Here is a 13,614-nt window from a genome sequence, read left to right as displayed (position 1 = left end):
ATGTCGCTCAAGCGCATATCGCTGCAACTTGCCCTCAATCCCGGCGTCGATGCCACGCCCGGTCAGGGCTATACGATCATCGCCCCGCTGACCGCCGAAGGGCGCCTGGATGTGGACGCCTGGCGGGAAAACCGCAAAGAGGCCCGCGTCTACCGTCTGCATCCTGACCCGGCCGAACGCGCCGATGGCTGGCTGACGCACCGGGGCAATCGCTGGTTCTTCCGCTATGACGAGGAAGAGGAGGGCGAGGACGAGCCCGTTCACCGCCTCGGCGACCATATTTTCCGTGAAGGCGAGTATGTGACCGTCGAATTTCACGGCGAAACTCCCCTGACTTACAAGGTCATCGACATCGCAGACGCCTGAATCGGCGCGCGGGGGCAGGTTGGCGGCGAATGCGGCCAATCTACCGCTTTTGCCCCTTGAAAAATCCCCGGCCCGGCGTAAACACGCGGGCTTCGGGCAGCCCAAGGGCCGCCCGGCGATGGACGGCGGAGTGTAGCTCAGCCTGGTAGAGCACTAGCTTCGGGAGCTAGGGGCCGGAGGTTCGAATCCTCTCACTCCGACCATCGACCCCTGCTGCGGGTCCCGGCCGCGGTTTCCATACCGGAACGTCTCACCGCTCCGGCGCTTTGATCTCCTTGAAACGCCGCGTGAACTCGGCCGAGAGATCGGCAAGCGTTACCGACGCAAACCGCTCCAGCAGCAGCGCCTCGGCCTGCGCAAAGGCTTCGTCCAGCACGGCATTGACCGATTGCTCGACCAGGCAGTCGGGCGTCTCATGCCGGTTGCCGATGGCGAAGACGGTGGGCTCGCCCAGGGCCTCATGCAGCTGGCGGAGCGTGACGGCGGCAAGGTCTGCCTTGATCCGCCAGCCGCCCGAATGTCCGCGCTCGGAGCTGACAAGGCCTGCCTGCCGCAGCAGCCCCATCGTGCGGCGCACGACGACCGGGTTGGTCCGCATACAGGCCGCAAGCTCGTCCGACGTCATCGGGCGATCCTGCCCGGCCATGTGCAGCAGGGCATGGAGCACGGAGGAAAGGCGGCTGTCTCTCTTCATGCAACTTACCTTATTACGTTTTTGCCCGGGTTGAAGAGAGGCACAAAAAGAGCGGCAGGGAAACTCTCCCTGCCGCTCCTGATTTGATATCTGCCGTGCGGCGCGAAGGATCAGCCCTTCAGCGCGGCGCGAACAGCCTCGAGCGCGTCATTGGCCTTGTCGGCATCCGGGCCGCCGGCCTGCGCCATATCCGGGCGCCCGCCACCGCCCTGGCCACCGATGGCCGCAGCGGCCGACTTCACCAGCTCGACGGCGGAGAATTTGTCCGTCAGGTCTTTGGTGACCCCGATCGCGACGCCGGCCTTGCCGCCATCGGTACCGACAAACACCACAACGCCCGAGCCGATCTTGGATTTGGCTTCATCCACCAGCGCGCGCAGCTCCTTGCCGCCAACGCCTTCGGCGACGCGGGCGATCAGGTTCACGCCATTGATGACTTCGGGCCCGGCGGGCGCGCCGCCGCCACCGCCCATGGCGAGCTTGCGCTTGGCATCGCTGAGCTCACGCTCGAGCGTGCGGCGCTCTTCAGTGAGCGAAGCGACGCGGCGCGGAAGATCCTTGAGCGGAACTTTGAGGCTCTCGGCAATGTCTGCGGCAATCTGCGCGCGGCCTTTCAGATAGGCCAGCGCCTCGGCGCCCGTTGTTGCCTCGATCCGCCGGATACCGGCCGACACACCGCTTTCGGAAATGATCGTGAAGACGGCAATATCGCCGGAGCGGGACACGTGCGTGCCGCCGCACAGCTCCACCGAATAGGGCCGGTCACCCTCGCCGGGCTCGCCCATCGACAGCACACGGACTTCATCACCATACTTCTCACCGAAGAGGGCCAGCGCGCCTGCCTCGATCGCCTTTTCGGGCGTCGTCACCTTGATGCCGGTTTCGATATTGGCGCGGATCTGGGCGTTGACCTGATCCTCGATCGCCTCCAGCTGGGCCGGTGTGACCGGCGCGCCATGCGAAAAGTCAAACCGGAAACGGTCTGCCTCCACCAGCGAGCCCTTCTGCGTGACATGCTCGCCCAGCACACGGCGCAGCGCGGCATGCATCAGGTGGGTGGCCGAATGGTTGGCCATGATCGCCTTGCGGCGCGCGGCATTGACGGTCATCTGCGCCTTGGCGCCCGTCTTGACCGAGCCCGACACCAGCTCACCGATATGCACATGCAGGTCGCCGGCGCGTTTCTGAACGTCGCGCACGATGAAACGGGCGCCGCCATCGAAAACGATTTCGCCATGATCGCCCGCCTGCCCGCCGGATTCGGCATAGAAGGGCGTCGTATCGAACACGAGTTCGGCCGGGCCTGCGGCCAGTGTCTCGGTCAGCGCGCCGCCGGTGGCGATGGCCACGAGCTTGCCCTCGCCGGACGTGCCGGCATAGCCGGTGAACTTCGTGGCGCCCTTGCCGTCGCGCACCGAGAACCAGATTTCGTCCGTCGCCTGATCGCCTGAGGAGAATCCGCCCGCGCGGCTGGTCTCGCGCTGGGCGTCGAGCGCCGTTTCGAAGCCGGCCACATCGACCTCAAGGCCGCGGCCGCGCAGGATGTCCTGCGTCAGATCGAGCGGGAAGCCGTAAGTGTCCGACAGGCGGAAAGCCACATCGCCGGGCAGCGCGGCGCCGGGCGCAAGCTCGGAAACGGCCTTGTCCAGCAGGCTGAGACCATTGCCCAGCGTGCGCTGGAAGCGGGCCTCTTCCTGTTCAATCGCCGCTTCAATGGCGACCTTGGCGCGGCCAAGCTCGGGATAGGCCTTGCCCATTTCAGCGATCAGGGCCGGCACCAGCCTGTGCATCAGCGGCTCGCGCGCGCCGAGCATGTGGCCATGGCGCATGGCGCGGCGCATGATCCGGCGCAGCACATAGCCGCGGCCTTCATTCGAGGGCAGCACGCCATCGGCGACGAGGAAGGCGGAGGTACGCAGATGGTCGGCGATGACGCGGAAAGAGGCGGTCTGGTCGCCAGCGGCCTTCTGGCCATAGACTTCTTCCTCGGCCGCAATCAGCGCCCTGAAGAGGTCGATGTCATAATTGTTGTGAACGCCCTGCAGCACAGCGGCCACCCGCTCCAGCCCCATGCCGGTATCGATGGAGGGCTTGGGCAGGTTGGTGCGCGCGCCGCCCTCATGCTGCTCGAACTGCATGAAGACGAGGTTCCATATCTCGATGAACCGGTCGCCATCCTGCTCGGCGCTGCCGGGCGGGCCACCCCAGACCTTGTCGCCATGATCGAAAAAGATTTCCGAACAGGGCCCGCAGGGGCCGGTATCGCCCATCGACCAGAAATTGTCGCTGGTGGCGATGCGGATGATCCTGGAATCGTCAAACCCTGCCACTTTCTTCCAGATGGCCGCGGCCTCATCATCTTCGGCATAGACGGTGACCAGCAGGCGCCTCGCATCCAGCCCGTATTCCTTCGTCACCAGCTCCCAGGCGAGGGCGATGGCGTCATCCTTGAAATAATCGCCGAAGGAGAAGTTCCCCAGCATTTCAAAGAAGGTGTGGTGGCGGGCGGTATAGCCGACATTGTCGAGGTCATTATGCTTGCCGCCGGCGCGGACGCATTTCTGCGAGGTCGTGGCGCGCGGGGCGAACGGCTTCTCGGCGCCCGTGAAGATGTTCTTGAAGGGCACCATGCCCGCATTCACGAACAGGAGCGTGGGATCGTTCTGCGGCACCAGCGGCGCCGACGGGCGCCGGGCATGCCCGTTCTTCTCGAAAAAGCCGAGGAAAGTTTCCCGGATATCATTGACGCCGTTCATGTGTCGTTTCTGGCCCTTACCGGTTCAACAAAAGGATATGCCGGAATCAGACAGGAAACCGGCACTTGATTACACCGGCGATATAAAGGCCCCTTTGCGGCCCGCCAAGCTCGGCGTACCGCAAAGGGGGGAATCTTCCGGTCAGGAGATCAGATAGAGGACCGGAAGCCTGTCATGTCAGCCTTCGGCGGCTTCGTCGCCTTCATCGCCATCCTCGGCTGCCATGCCGGCCGAGAGGAGTTCCTCGGCCAGAAGCCCTGCATTCCGGCGGACGGCATCTTCGATCTCGTTGGCCATCGCCGGGTTATCCTTGAGGAATTGCCGTGCCTTTTCGCGGCCCTGGCCAATACGCTCCCCGTTATAAGAGAACCAGGAGCCGGATTTTTCCACGACATTCGCCTTGACGCCGAGATCAATGAGCTCGCCCGTCTTGGAGATGCCTTCCCCGTAAATGATGTCGAACTCGACCTGCCGGAAGGGCGGCGCCACCTTGTTCTTGACGACCTTGACGCGCGTCTGGTTGCCGATGACTTCCTCGCGGTCCTTGATCTGGCCGATACGGCGGATGTCGAGGCGCACGGAAGCATAGAATTTCAAGGCGTTACCGCCCGTGGTCGTTTCCGGGTTGCCGAACATGACGCCGATCTTCATCCGGATCTGGTTGATGAAGATGACCATGCATTTCGATTTGGAGATCGAGCCGGTGAGCTTGCGCAGCGCCTGGCTCATCAGGCGGGCCTGCAGGCCCGGCAGCTGGTCGCCCATCTCGCCTTCAATTTCGGCGCGCGGCGTCAGGGCCGCCACCGAGTCGATGACCAGAAGGTCCACCGCGCCAGACCGCACCAGCGTATCGGCAATCTCCAGCGCCTGCTCGCCCGTATCAGGCTGCGACACCAGAAGATCGTCCAGGTCCACGCCCAGCTTGGACGCATAGACCGGATCGAGGGCGTGCTCAGCGTCGATGAAGGCGCAGACGCCGCCATTCTTCTGGGCTTCCGCCACGCAGTGCAGCGACAGCGTCGTTTTGCCCGAGCTTTCCGGGCCGAAAATCTCAATGATACGGCCCTTGGGCAGGCCGCCGATGCCGAGGGCAATATCGAGCCCGAGCGAGCCGGTCGAAACCGCCTCGATATCAAGGGCTTTCTTGTCGCCAAGGCGCATGACCGAGCCCTTGCCAAAGGACCGCTCAATATTGCTGAGCGCAGTTTCAAGGGCCTTCTGCTTATCCACGCCGGATTCCTTATCCACGAGAGTGAGAGCGGGTTTGGTCACGAGTCGTCTCCTTAGGTCTACCATGAGGGCGCGTTTGGCAAGGCCCCCGATTGCCATCTCAATCGCGGATGTACCATGTTTGTTCTGGAGAACAAAGTAGAAACTTGTGAACAACCTGACTTTCCTTGCCCCCCTTTTTCAGGCAAGATGCGCTCATGCTTACACGACCCGGTTCCGATGGCGGCGAGGCGCGCCTGATCTTTGGCGACAACGACTTCGAGCAGGTATCTGCCGGAAGTTACGTCACATGCGCGGTCACTGGCCGCAAAATCCCCCTCGGCGCCCTGCGCTATTGGAGCGTCGATCTGCAGGAAGCCTACTGGGATGCCGAAGCGGCCTCCCAGAGGCTGGCACCCAAACGCTGATGCGGGCCGCTGCGGGCTGCTTTTCCACACCGCTGATTGCTGCGCTACTCCTGCTTGCGGGATGCTCCGTGGCGGCAACCCCGTCAGAGCCGCCTGTCCTGGCGCCGCCGGAAACCGAAGCGGCCATCCCCCCTGAAGAAACGGCCACCTGTTTCGGCATTCTCAAACAGGGCGGCCTGATCATCTGCCCGGCCGAGCCGGGCAGCCTTGTCGAGTTCGGCGAAACGAAGCTGATCGCGGGCGAAACGGGAACGGCGCAATATGGCCTGCCGCGCACGATGCCCGCCGAAATCGATGTGCGCCGCGGCGGGGTCAGCATCCCCCTCGCCATCGCCCCGCGCGAGGATGAACTGCGCGTCGTGCCCGGCTTTGACTGCGACAAGATCGATGCGCGCACGCCGGCCCAGAAGGCGCATGCCGCCGACAGCTGGACCAAGAAAGAGGCGGGCTTTGCCAGCCTCAATACCGGCCGGGGCGCGCTGGACGGGTTCATCCTGCCGGCGGATGCGCCGCCGTCTTCTCCCTTTGGTCCCACGCGGAAATATGTCGGCGTCTCCAAGACCAGCGGCAAGCCATGCGAGTCGATGTCGGTGCATCAGGGCTTTGACCTTGCTGCCCCGGTGGGCACTCCGGTCATCGCGCCGGCCGACGGGATCGTGACGCTGGCAGACCCTGACCTCTATTATGAAGGCGGCACCATTTTCCTCGATCATGGTCACGGCCTGCTCTCGGTGTTCATGCACCTCTCGGCCGTGGACGTCGCTGCCGGCGACGAAGTCAAGCGCGGCGACCTGATTGCCAAGACGGGAAACACCGGCCGCAGCACGGGCCCGCATCTTCACTGGGCGGTCAAGTGGCGTAATCCGGATACGGAGAACCGGGGCGGGGACTATTATATCGATCCGGCGCTTCTGCTCGACCTGCCCGTCAAAGACTGACGCCATGGCTGGCGCCACCCCTCCTGCCAGCGAGCCGCCTAGCGAAATCGCGCCGCTTGTCGCCGCCTGGATCCGCCGTGCGGTCGAGGCCGCCCCGTCCGGACGCATCCCGCTGCTGTTTCTCTCCGGGGCGCAAGGCTCGGGCAAGTCAACCGCTCTGCGCCAGGCTGTTTCGATGCTGCCCGAGCCGGTTGCAAAGGCAAGCCTTGACGACTTCTACCTGACACAGGCCGAGCGGGCAGAGCTTGCCCGCCGCATCAGCCCGCTCCTTGCGACGCGCGGCCCTCCGGGCACGCATGATCTGGCCCTGCTGCGCGAAACAGTTGCCCGTCTGCGCGCCGCCACGGACACTTCCGAGACAGTGATCCCCGCCTTTGACAAGCTCGCCGACGACCGGGCCGCGCACGAGACCTGGCCCCGCTTCTCAGGGCGCCCGGCGGCTATCGTGATCGAGGGCTGGATGATGGGCGCGCTGCCGGATGCGGGCGCCGCCGATGCCCCGCCCCTCAATGCGGTGGAGGCCGAAGACAGCTCCGGCGTCTGGCGAAGGTTTCAGGAAGAGGCGCTCGCTGGGGACTATGCCGCCCTCTGGGACAGCGCCGATGGTTTCTGCCACATCCTGGCGCCGGGATTTGACGCGGTACTCAGCTGGCGGCTGGAACAGGAGGCGGCCCTCTGGCAGGCCAGGGGCGAGGCGATGCCGGCAGAGCGGCGCGCCTGGACGGAACGCTTCATCCAGCATTATGAGCGGATCACCCGGCGCATGCTTTCCGGCGGGCGCCGTCCGGGAGCGGATATTCCGGTTGAGGCGCAGCGGCGCGTGCGCCCGCCTCCCTCATAGAGCACGCTGAACAAACGTCCCTGTGGGGAAGGCCCGCGGGAACACGCATGCCGGCTCCCGGCGCTGGGGGCGTCATCGGCGCAACCCGGCATGGGCCCGATCATCGGAATTCTGCGCGGCCTGTGGAAGTCATGATTTTGTATTGCTTGTTCCAGGAATGGCGAGCTGACATTCATCCCTGTTAATGATATTGTTCCCCTACAGATTGGAGGGTGGGGCAATGCAAGTTGGTAAGTGGGTTTTCATTTTGACTGTTTCCGTCGCTATTGCAGCGCCGGTATCGGCTGAATGCTCTCGACAAGGAGCAAGCTGGGTCAGGGATGCCATACAATCGAAACTCGATACTGATTCAACGCCGATTGTGACTTTCAAAAGCTCAAAGCAATTCCAGATGACAGTCTGCGAATCTTTTTCGGACGGGTATTATGGCGAAGGCGTCCTTTCATTTTACGGGACCGATGGAGCGTATTATTGGGTGAAGGGTAAGGCCGATCTCAACTCGAATGGATATGTCATTTCGAGTTCCATGACAGATGCGAATGCAAATTTCATAACTTTAGCGGCGATCAAAGGGGTTGCAGTTGTTGTGGCAGGCTGCACGGTCTCGAACGAATGCAATTGAGCAGCTTCGCTTTTGTTGAGTGAACTTGAGGACAATTGGCTTTTAGAGCTCACCGTCGTGTAGAGCTGATTGAACGTGGCGCTTGGCTTAATACTTGCCCGCGCTACGATTGCAGGAGCCAAAGCCGATGACCATCAGGCTGTTTGGCCTGAAGACTTGCGACACGGCTGGTCAATCGGAGTTCCACGACTTGGCGGGGCCTGTCCGAAGTTGGCTGTCGATTTCGGAATTGACCGGCCCCGGCCAGTCATCCGCTGTCCCCACGCAGTCGCGGCGGAAGACGGCATCTGTCCAGTCCACGCTGTCAGGGCGCGCCGGATCGCTGGTCAGGCTCAGTTCCCAGTCCATCTGGCAGGCCCGGGTGGCAAAGCTGTAGGCACAGACCGCGGCCGGCTCGGGATAGTCTTCATGACCTTCGCCATAGCTGCATTCATATCCCGCCGCCTGCAACTGGCCCAGCGTGGCGGCGCGGCCCGCCCTGGACGCAATGCGCGCGAATTCACGCGCCAGCACCGCCTGCAGCTGCTCACCCTCCCCATACTGCCAGTCATTGGCCTGATGAATTTCGCCAACCGTCTGCGGCGCGGGGCCGCCATACGCGCACGCTGCGACAATCAGCAAAGCCAGCCCTGTCACTCCCACCCTCATGAACCCGCATCCTCCTCCGTTCACGCAGCAATGCTGCGCGCCGATTGCGGCGGAATGGTGGACGCCGTCAGGGCCGGGACCCCGCCGTTGATCCTGCAGGCGATCAGGCCGAGCGGGCTTCGGCCGGGTTCATGCGCAGCACGGTGAAGTTCAGCGCCGTCGCGATCGTGACCCAGAGGAGATAGGGCAGCTGGAGCGCCGCCGCGACCGGGCTGTATGGCCAGAACAGAAAGGCGATGGCGAGGATCGACACCCAGAGCAGGACAACCACTCCGAGGCCCATATCCATACGGCGCAGGCCAAAGAAGACCGCCGACCAGCTGGCATTGACCACCAGGCTGGCTGCATAGACACCAAGTGAAAGCCCCGCCCCTGTGCCGGCCGCCTGCCAGACGAGCCACCCCGAAACCGCATTCATCAGAAACAGAACCGACCAGACGACCGGAAAGGCCCAGTTGGGCGGTGTCCAGCCGGGCTTGGCAAGCTGCTCATACCAATCGCCGGGCCGGAAGAAGGCCCCGCTGGAGGCAGCAAGGAAATTCAGGGCAATGAATACGCCGAGGGCGATGAGGGCTGAAAGGTCCATGGCCGGCCGGGCTCCGCAATTATTAAGGGGATATGGGAATGATCGCTGCGAGGCGCCAGAAAATATGCGGGACCAAACGAATTTTGCGCGAGGCTAGAGCGCGGCAAAGGCTGCCTGAAACGTGATCGCCGCCAGCGCGCCCGCCGCGCCCCCGGCCAAAACTTCGCTGGGAGTGTGCCGCCTCAGATGCAGCCGCGACCAGGCCGCAAGGCCCGCAAGGGCGAGCCCAACCGAGACATAGCGCAGGTCTGGCCAGAAAAGGCCGGCGGCCAACACGGCAAAAGCCGTATGAAGAGAGAGCTTCAGCCATCGTGACAGAGCAAGCGCGGCAATGATGATCGCGGCTGACAGCCCAAAGCCCAACGCGAGGGCCTGAGGCTGCGCACTGAACCCGGCGAGGGCCGCGCCGGCCGCGAGCAGCACCCCCAGGAAGACATTCAGCTGGCGGCGTTCTTCCGGAACAGAGGCATCGGCATCGGCCCATTTGCCGCGCCGCACCTGGACGATCGCGAAGAGGAACACCGCCGCCGCCGCGCCGGCTGTGGCCAGCAGGATGGCATGTGTCGTCTTCGCGGGCGCGCCGCCAAGGACGGCAGCGAGACCGGCCGCCCCCGGCATCAGGATCGCCGGGTGCAAGGCAAGAGACAGCGCATGCGCGATCGGCGTGCGCATCACGGGGTCAGAATGGTCGCGCCGGTTGTCTTGCCGCTTTCGAGCGCTTTGTGCGCCTCGGCAGCATCTTTCAGGGCAAAACGCTGGCCGATATCAGCCTTGAACACGCCCGCCTTCAGCGCATCGAAGACGAGGCCTGCCCCGCGCGCCAGCGCGCCGGGCGCCTGGATGAAGTTGAACACGCCGGGGCGCGTCATCACGAGGCTGCCCCCTTGGGCAAGGCGGGCGGGCGGGATCGGATCGACCGGGCCCGACGCGTTGCCATAGGTGATGAACCAGCCGCGCGGCTTCAGGCTGCCGAGCGAGGCCTCCGCCGAAATCCTGCCGACGCTGTCGAAGGCAATGTCGACGCCCTTGCCACCATTCAGCTCACGGACTTTCGCGGCAACCCTGTCATAGCCGACCACGACTTCCGAAGCGCCGAGCGCCTTTGCCTTGGCCGCCTTCTCCTCGCTTGAGGTGACACCGATCACGCGGGCGCCGAGATGCGCCGCCCAGGGCGTGAGGATCGAGCCGACCCCGCCGACGGGCGCCCAGATCAGCACTGTATCCTCAGGCTTTACCGGGCGGATTTCAAATAGCAGCATCCAGGCCGTCAGCCCCTTCAGCATGATGGCGGCGCCTTCTTCATCGCTGACGAAATCGGGCAGTTTGACGAGGCTCGCGGCCGGGCCGGTATAGTGGGTCGCATAGGTGCCGCCGGCGAGATAGGCCACGCGGTCGCCGGGCTTCACACCGGTCACGCCCTCGCCCACCGCCTCGACCACACCGGCCGCCTCAGAGCCAAGCGTCACCGGCAGCTTCAGCGGATAGAGGCCGGAGCGGTGATAGGTGTCGATGAAATTGAGGCCCACGGCGGTCTGGCGCACCAGCGCTTCACCCGCGCCGGGCGCGCGCGGCTCCATCGCCTGAACCTCGAGCACCTCCGGCCCGCCTGTTTTCTGTATACGGATGGCATAGGGGGCGGTCTGCGTCATGGGGTATCTCCTCTTGCGTCCGCTATGAAGCGCATATGCCCCCCAACGTCAATTTTCGATCCTGCCGCTCGACAGGGCAGTTTGTTCTTGTTATGTTCGACTCATGGCTGAAGGAGGCAAACATGATCGGCTATGTGACACTCGGAACAACGGATCTCGACCGGGCCGCAAAATTCTATGATGCAATTGCGGAGGAGCTTGGCACGCCCCGCATGTTCTCCACCGAGACCTTCATTGCCTGGGGCACGCCCGATGGCCCGGCGGGCATCGGCATCTGCTATCCCCATGACGGCAACAAGATGAGCGTCGGCAATGGCGTGATGGTGGCCCTTCAGGCCAGGGACAAGGCGCAGGTCGACCGGCTGCACGCCATTGCCCTCAGCCAGGGCGGCACCTGCGAAGGCCCGCCCGGCCCGCGCGGCGACACCTTCTATGCCGGCTATTTCCGCGATCTCGACGGCAACAAGCTCAACGCCTTCGTGATGGGCTGACGCGCGCTATTTGCCTGTGAACCTGGCCGGGCGTTTCTCAAGGAAGGAGGCAACCCCTTCCTTGTGATCGGCGGATTTGAAACAGGCTGACAGCGCCGTGACATGCGCCTGCATGTGATCGGCCACATCGCGCTCAAGACCCTTCCATACCAGCTCCTTCATCCGGCGGATGGAGAAGGGCGAGGAGGCCAGATACCGCCGCGCCTCGGCGCGGGCGGCGTCCAGCAGGGTCTCGGGCTCGGCGATGGCATTGGCATAGCCGATGGCGAGGGCTTCTTCGGCTTCGAGGAAAGCGCCGGAATAGAGCAGGCGCAACGCGCGGCTTGGCCCGATGATGCGGGGCAGCAGCCAGCTGCCCGCGCCGGTATCGGGCACGAGGCCGCGATGGGCGAAGTTCCAGGCAAAGCGCGTGCGCGGCGTGATGATGCGCACATCGCACTGGCTGGAGAATTCCGCGCCCATGCCGACGGCGTTGCCGTCAATCGCCCCGATCACCGGTTTGGGGCAGGAAACGAGCGGCCACCAGACATCCCCCTCATGCGCCTCGCCGCGCACGCCGCGCGTTTCGCCCGGCTTGGTGGAGAGGTCGGCCAGATCCGTTCCGGCGCAGAAGCTGCCGCCCGAGCCTGTCACGATCAGGACACGGATGGCGTCATCGGCGGAGACTTCCCGCACCTTCTCGATGAAGGCATAGAGCATCGCAAAGGTCATGGCGCCGCGCTTTTCCGGCCGGTCAATGGTCAGGATGGCAATGCCATCATCCTCTTTCGCAAGCTTGATATGATGCGCTGTCATATCTGTTCCTCCCAGGGTGTTATTCTTGTTTTGGGGAAAGCTTGCGTCTGGCGGGGCCCGGGCGCAATCCCCGCCCCGGCGTAAACTCCTGGCCGCCCGCGCCCGCTTTACGCGGCGGCCCTGCTTGCCAGCGGCCCTGCCCTGTCGCAGCTTTGCGGGGAGAGATTGGGAGGATATGCCATGCCGGAATTCCGGATGATTGATGCAGGCGAGGCACAGATCCGTGTGGCCGTCGAAGGCGCTGGCCCGCTGGCGCTGTTGGTGCATGGCTTTCCCGAGAGCTGGTATTCCTGGCGCCATCAGATCGGGCCGGTTGCCGAGGCCGGCTTCACGGCGGCGGCAATGGATGTGCGCGGCTATGGCGGCTCGTCAAAGCCCGGCACTGTGCCCGATTACCGGATGGAAGCGCTGATCGGGGACATTCTCGGCGTCGGCAAGGCGCTGTCGCCGGATGCGCCCTTCATTCTGATCGGCCATGACTGGGGCGCGCCGCAGGTGTGGAACACGTCCCTGATCCATCCAGACCGGATCGCGGCGGTGGCGGCGATGTCCGTGCCCTATTTCGGCGTGCCGCAGGTCTCGTTCGATCTCGTCATCAAGCAGGTTTGGGATGACCGGAACAAATTCTTCTACCAGTCCTATTTCCGTGAGCCGGGCCGGGCCGAAGCAGCCTTCGAGGCCGAGCCGCGCCGGTTCCTCAAGGGCTTTTACCACGCAATTTCCGGGCAGGCGAAGCGCGGGGATTTTCCGGTGGACCAGCCGTCGGACTTCCCGCTGATGGACGGGCTTCATCCGCCCGAAACCATCGGCGCCTGGATGAGCGAGGCAGATCTTGATTATTACACGCGCGAGTTTGAAGGCTCGGGCTTTTTCGGCCCGCTGTCGCGCTACCGCAACCATACGCGCGACTGGGAATTCCTGCAGGCCTACAAGGACCGGAAGATCGGGCAGCCCGCCCTGTTCATCGCCGGGGACAAGGACCCGGCCTATTCCGGCTTTGGCATGATCGAGGATCCGATTGGCCGGATGCGGAGCTTTGTGCCCCATCTGGAGGTGGCCGAAGTGCTGCCCGGCTGCGGCCACTGGACCCAGCAGGAGCGGCCAGCCGAGGTGAATGCGGCGCTTGTGCCGTGGCTGAAGTCTCTGAAAGGCCGCGTGGTGTAACGGCCAGCGTGTTCCCTTACGAGCCGATCTGAGCAGCCGTTTCAAGCGCCCTTTCCTTTCCGTTCGTCACGCTCGATGGACACCGCGCAAGCGGGGTTCATCTGAGCGCCCATCTCCCGATCTATCCGCTTGAGCATGAGGAGAAGGTGGGAGATGGGCACTCAGATGCGCTAGCGCGCATCGAGTGTGACGATGGAAAGGAGAGGTTTGGCTTTCTCCAACACCTTTAGCCGGCGCAACCCTCGGGCTGCCCGGCAAAAGTGCTGATCCCCGGTGATCCGGGGGCGGAAAATGAGCTTAAGACGTGTCGGGGTGGGCTGCGGCCTGCCCCGATTGCGTTTGCGGCATGGCTGGCAGCAGAATGGCAAACGCCGGAACAGGCGCCGGCGGGGTGTCTTCTTCGGCGCAGGTGGCCGCCAGCAGGGCG

At 64.0% G+C, this 13,614-nt stretch carries 15 protein-coding genes and 1 tRNA gene; 8 read left to right on the top strand and 8 right to left on the bottom strand.

Annotated elements, in window-relative coordinates; genetic code table 11:
* Together C0456_RS16025 and C0456_RS16020 are read left to right on the top strand one after the other, a co-directional pair.
* On the top strand, window positions 1-366 hold the full coding sequence (locus C0456_RS16025; RefSeq protein WP_291054150.1) for a hypothetical protein: 366 nt from the start codon (window positions 1-3) through the stop codon (window positions 364-366).
* Window positions 367-492: 126 nt separating this feature from the next.
* Window positions 493-569, top strand: a tRNA-Pro gene (locus C0456_RS16020).
* A 47-nt stretch (window positions 570-616) separates the two neighbouring features.
* Here C0456_RS16020 and C0456_RS16015 read toward each other — a convergent pair.
* From C0456_RS16015 to recA, 3 genes are all read right to left on the bottom strand, one after another.
* Window positions 617-1,060, bottom strand: a complete 444-nt coding sequence (locus C0456_RS16015; RefSeq protein ID WP_291054148.1) for an Rrf2 family transcriptional regulator — start codon at window positions 1,058-1,060, stop codon at window positions 617-619.
* Between the two features lie 110 nt (window positions 1,061-1,170).
* Entirely contained in the window at window positions 1,171-3,816 is a 2,646-nt protein-coding gene (alaS, locus tag C0456_RS16010) for an alanine--tRNA ligase (RefSeq protein WP_291054146.1), read from the bottom strand.
* Between the two features lie 177 nt (window positions 3,817-3,993).
* Window positions 3,994-5,088 (bottom strand): recombinase RecA, encoded by a 1,095-nt coding sequence (recA, locus tag C0456_RS16005; RefSeq protein WP_291054144.1) that lies wholly within the window; start codon window positions 5,086-5,088, stop codon window positions 3,994-3,996.
* 155 nt (window positions 5,089-5,243) lie between these two features.
* Between recA and C0456_RS16000 the strand changes: the two genes are divergently transcribed.
* The 4 genes from C0456_RS16000 (at window position 5,244) to C0456_RS15985 (ending at window position 7,854) form a co-directional block, all read left to right on the top strand.
* Window positions 5,244-5,453, top strand: a complete 210-nt coding sequence (locus tag C0456_RS16000) for a DUF2093 domain-containing protein (protein WP_291054143.1) — start codon at window positions 5,244-5,246, stop codon at window positions 5,451-5,453.
* Between the two features lie 68 nt (window positions 5,454-5,521).
* On the top strand, window positions 5,522-6,391 hold the full coding sequence (locus C0456_RS15995) for a M23 family metallopeptidase (protein ID WP_291054141.1): 870 nt from the start codon (window positions 5,522-5,524) through the stop codon (window positions 6,389-6,391).
* A 4-nt stretch (window positions 6,392-6,395) separates the two neighbouring features.
* A complete protein-coding gene (locus C0456_RS15990) occupies window positions 6,396-7,232 on the top strand; it encodes a hypothetical protein (RefSeq protein ID WP_291054139.1) in 837 nt (278 codons plus the stop codon).
* 220 nt (window positions 7,233-7,452) lie between these two features.
* Window positions 7,453-7,854 carry a hypothetical protein gene (locus C0456_RS15985; protein ID WP_291054137.1) on the top strand — a complete coding sequence of 134 codons (402 nt, stop codon included), beginning with the start codon at window positions 7,453-7,455 and terminating at the stop codon, window positions 7,852-7,854.
* Between the two features lie 171 nt (window positions 7,855-8,025).
* Here C0456_RS15985 and C0456_RS15980 read toward each other — a convergent pair whose 3' ends face one another.
* From C0456_RS15980 to C0456_RS15965, 4 genes are all read right to left on the bottom strand, one after another.
* Window positions 8,026-8,502: a hypothetical protein gene (locus tag C0456_RS15980; RefSeq protein ID WP_291054135.1), complete on the bottom strand. Its 477-nt coding sequence runs from the start codon at window positions 8,500-8,502 to the stop codon at window positions 8,026-8,028.
* A gap of 103 nt (window positions 8,503-8,605) precedes the next feature.
* On the bottom strand, window positions 8,606-9,088 hold the full coding sequence (locus C0456_RS15975) for a TspO/MBR family protein (RefSeq protein ID WP_291054133.1): 483 nt from the start codon (window positions 9,086-9,088) through the stop codon (window positions 8,606-8,608).
* Window positions 9,089-9,181: 93 nt separating this feature from the next.
* On the bottom strand, window positions 9,182-9,760 hold the full coding sequence (locus tag C0456_RS15970) for a hypothetical protein (protein WP_291054132.1): 579 nt from the start codon (window positions 9,758-9,760) through the stop codon (window positions 9,182-9,184).
* Window positions 9,760-10,737, bottom strand: coding sequence for a quinone oxidoreductase (locus C0456_RS15965; protein ID WP_291054130.1), 978 nt, complete (start codon window positions 10,735-10,737; stop codon window positions 9,760-9,762). The genes C0456_RS15970 and C0456_RS15965 overlap by 1 nt, the downstream gene beginning before the upstream one ends.
* 122 nt (window positions 10,738-10,859) lie before the next feature.
* On the opposite strand from C0456_RS15965, the gene C0456_RS15960 reads away from it, so the two are divergent.
* Window positions 10,860-11,228 carry a VOC family protein gene (locus tag C0456_RS15960; RefSeq protein WP_291054128.1) on the top strand — a complete coding sequence of 123 codons (369 nt, stop codon included), beginning with the start codon at window positions 10,860-10,862 and terminating at the stop codon, window positions 11,226-11,228.
* A gap of 6 nt (window positions 11,229-11,234) precedes the next feature.
* Here C0456_RS15960 and C0456_RS15955 read toward each other — a convergent pair whose 3' ends face one another.
* Window positions 11,235-12,023 (bottom strand): enoyl-CoA hydratase-related protein, encoded by a 789-nt coding sequence (locus C0456_RS15955; RefSeq protein ID WP_291054126.1) that lies wholly within the window; start codon window positions 12,021-12,023, stop codon window positions 11,235-11,237.
* Between the two features lie 180 nt (window positions 12,024-12,203).
* On the opposite strand from C0456_RS15955, the gene C0456_RS15950 reads away from it, so the two are divergent.
* Window positions 12,204-13,187, top strand: a complete 984-nt coding sequence (locus tag C0456_RS15950; protein WP_291054124.1) for an alpha/beta hydrolase — start codon at window positions 12,204-12,206, stop codon at window positions 13,185-13,187.
* The last annotated feature ends 427 nt before the right edge of the window (window positions 13,188-13,614 follow it).

The organism is Hyphomonas sp. (genome assembly GCF_013823385.1).
Lineage (GTDB): Bacteria > Pseudomonadota > Alphaproteobacteria > Caulobacterales > Hyphomonadaceae > Hyphomonas.
The sequence above is the reverse complement of the archived record's forward strand: the minus strand, read 5'-3'. Positions and strand labels throughout refer to the sequence as shown.

Coding starts and splice junctions, on each gene's coding strand:
- C0456_RS16025 (WP_291054150.1), top strand. CDS start 1: ATGTCGCTCAAGCGCATATCGCTGCAACTTGCCCTCAATCCCGGCGTC.
- C0456_RS16015 (WP_291054148.1), bottom strand. CDS start 1,060: ATGAAGAGAGACAGCCGCCTTTCCTCCGTGCTCCATGCCCTGCTGCAC.
- alaS (WP_291054146.1), bottom strand. CDS start 3,816: ATGAACGGCGTCAATGATATCCGGGAAACTTTCCTCGGCTTTTTCGAG.
- C0456_RS16000 (WP_291054143.1), top strand. CDS start 5,244: ATGCTTACACGACCCGGTTCCGATGGCGGCGAGGCGCGCCTGATCTTT.
- C0456_RS15990 (WP_291054139.1), top strand. CDS start 6,396: ATGGCTGGCGCCACCCCTCCTGCCAGCGAGCCGCCTAGCGAAATCGCG.
- C0456_RS15985 (WP_291054137.1), top strand. CDS start 7,453: ATGCAAGTTGGTAAGTGGGTTTTCATTTTGACTGTTTCCGTCGCTATT.
- C0456_RS15980 (WP_291054135.1), bottom strand. CDS start 8,502: ATGAGGGTGGGAGTGACAGGGCTGGCTTTGCTGATTGTCGCAGCGTGC.
- C0456_RS15975 (WP_291054133.1), bottom strand. CDS start 9,088: ATGGACCTTTCAGCCCTCATCGCCCTCGGCGTATTCATTGCCCTGAAT.
- C0456_RS15970 (WP_291054132.1), bottom strand. CDS start 9,760: ATGCGCACGCCGATCGCGCATGCGCTGTCTCTTGCCTTGCACCCGGCG.
- C0456_RS15965 (WP_291054130.1), bottom strand. CDS start 10,737: ATGACGCAGACCGCCCCCTATGCCATCCGTATACAGAAAACAGGCGGG.
- C0456_RS15960 (WP_291054128.1), top strand. CDS start 10,860: ATGATCGGCTATGTGACACTCGGAACAACGGATCTCGACCGGGCCGCA.
- C0456_RS15955 (WP_291054126.1), bottom strand. CDS start 12,023: ATGACAGCGCATCATATCAAGCTTGCGAAAGAGGATGATGGCATTGCC.
- C0456_RS15950 (WP_291054124.1), top strand. CDS start 12,204: ATGCCGGAATTCCGGATGATTGATGCAGGCGAGGCACAGATCCGTGTG.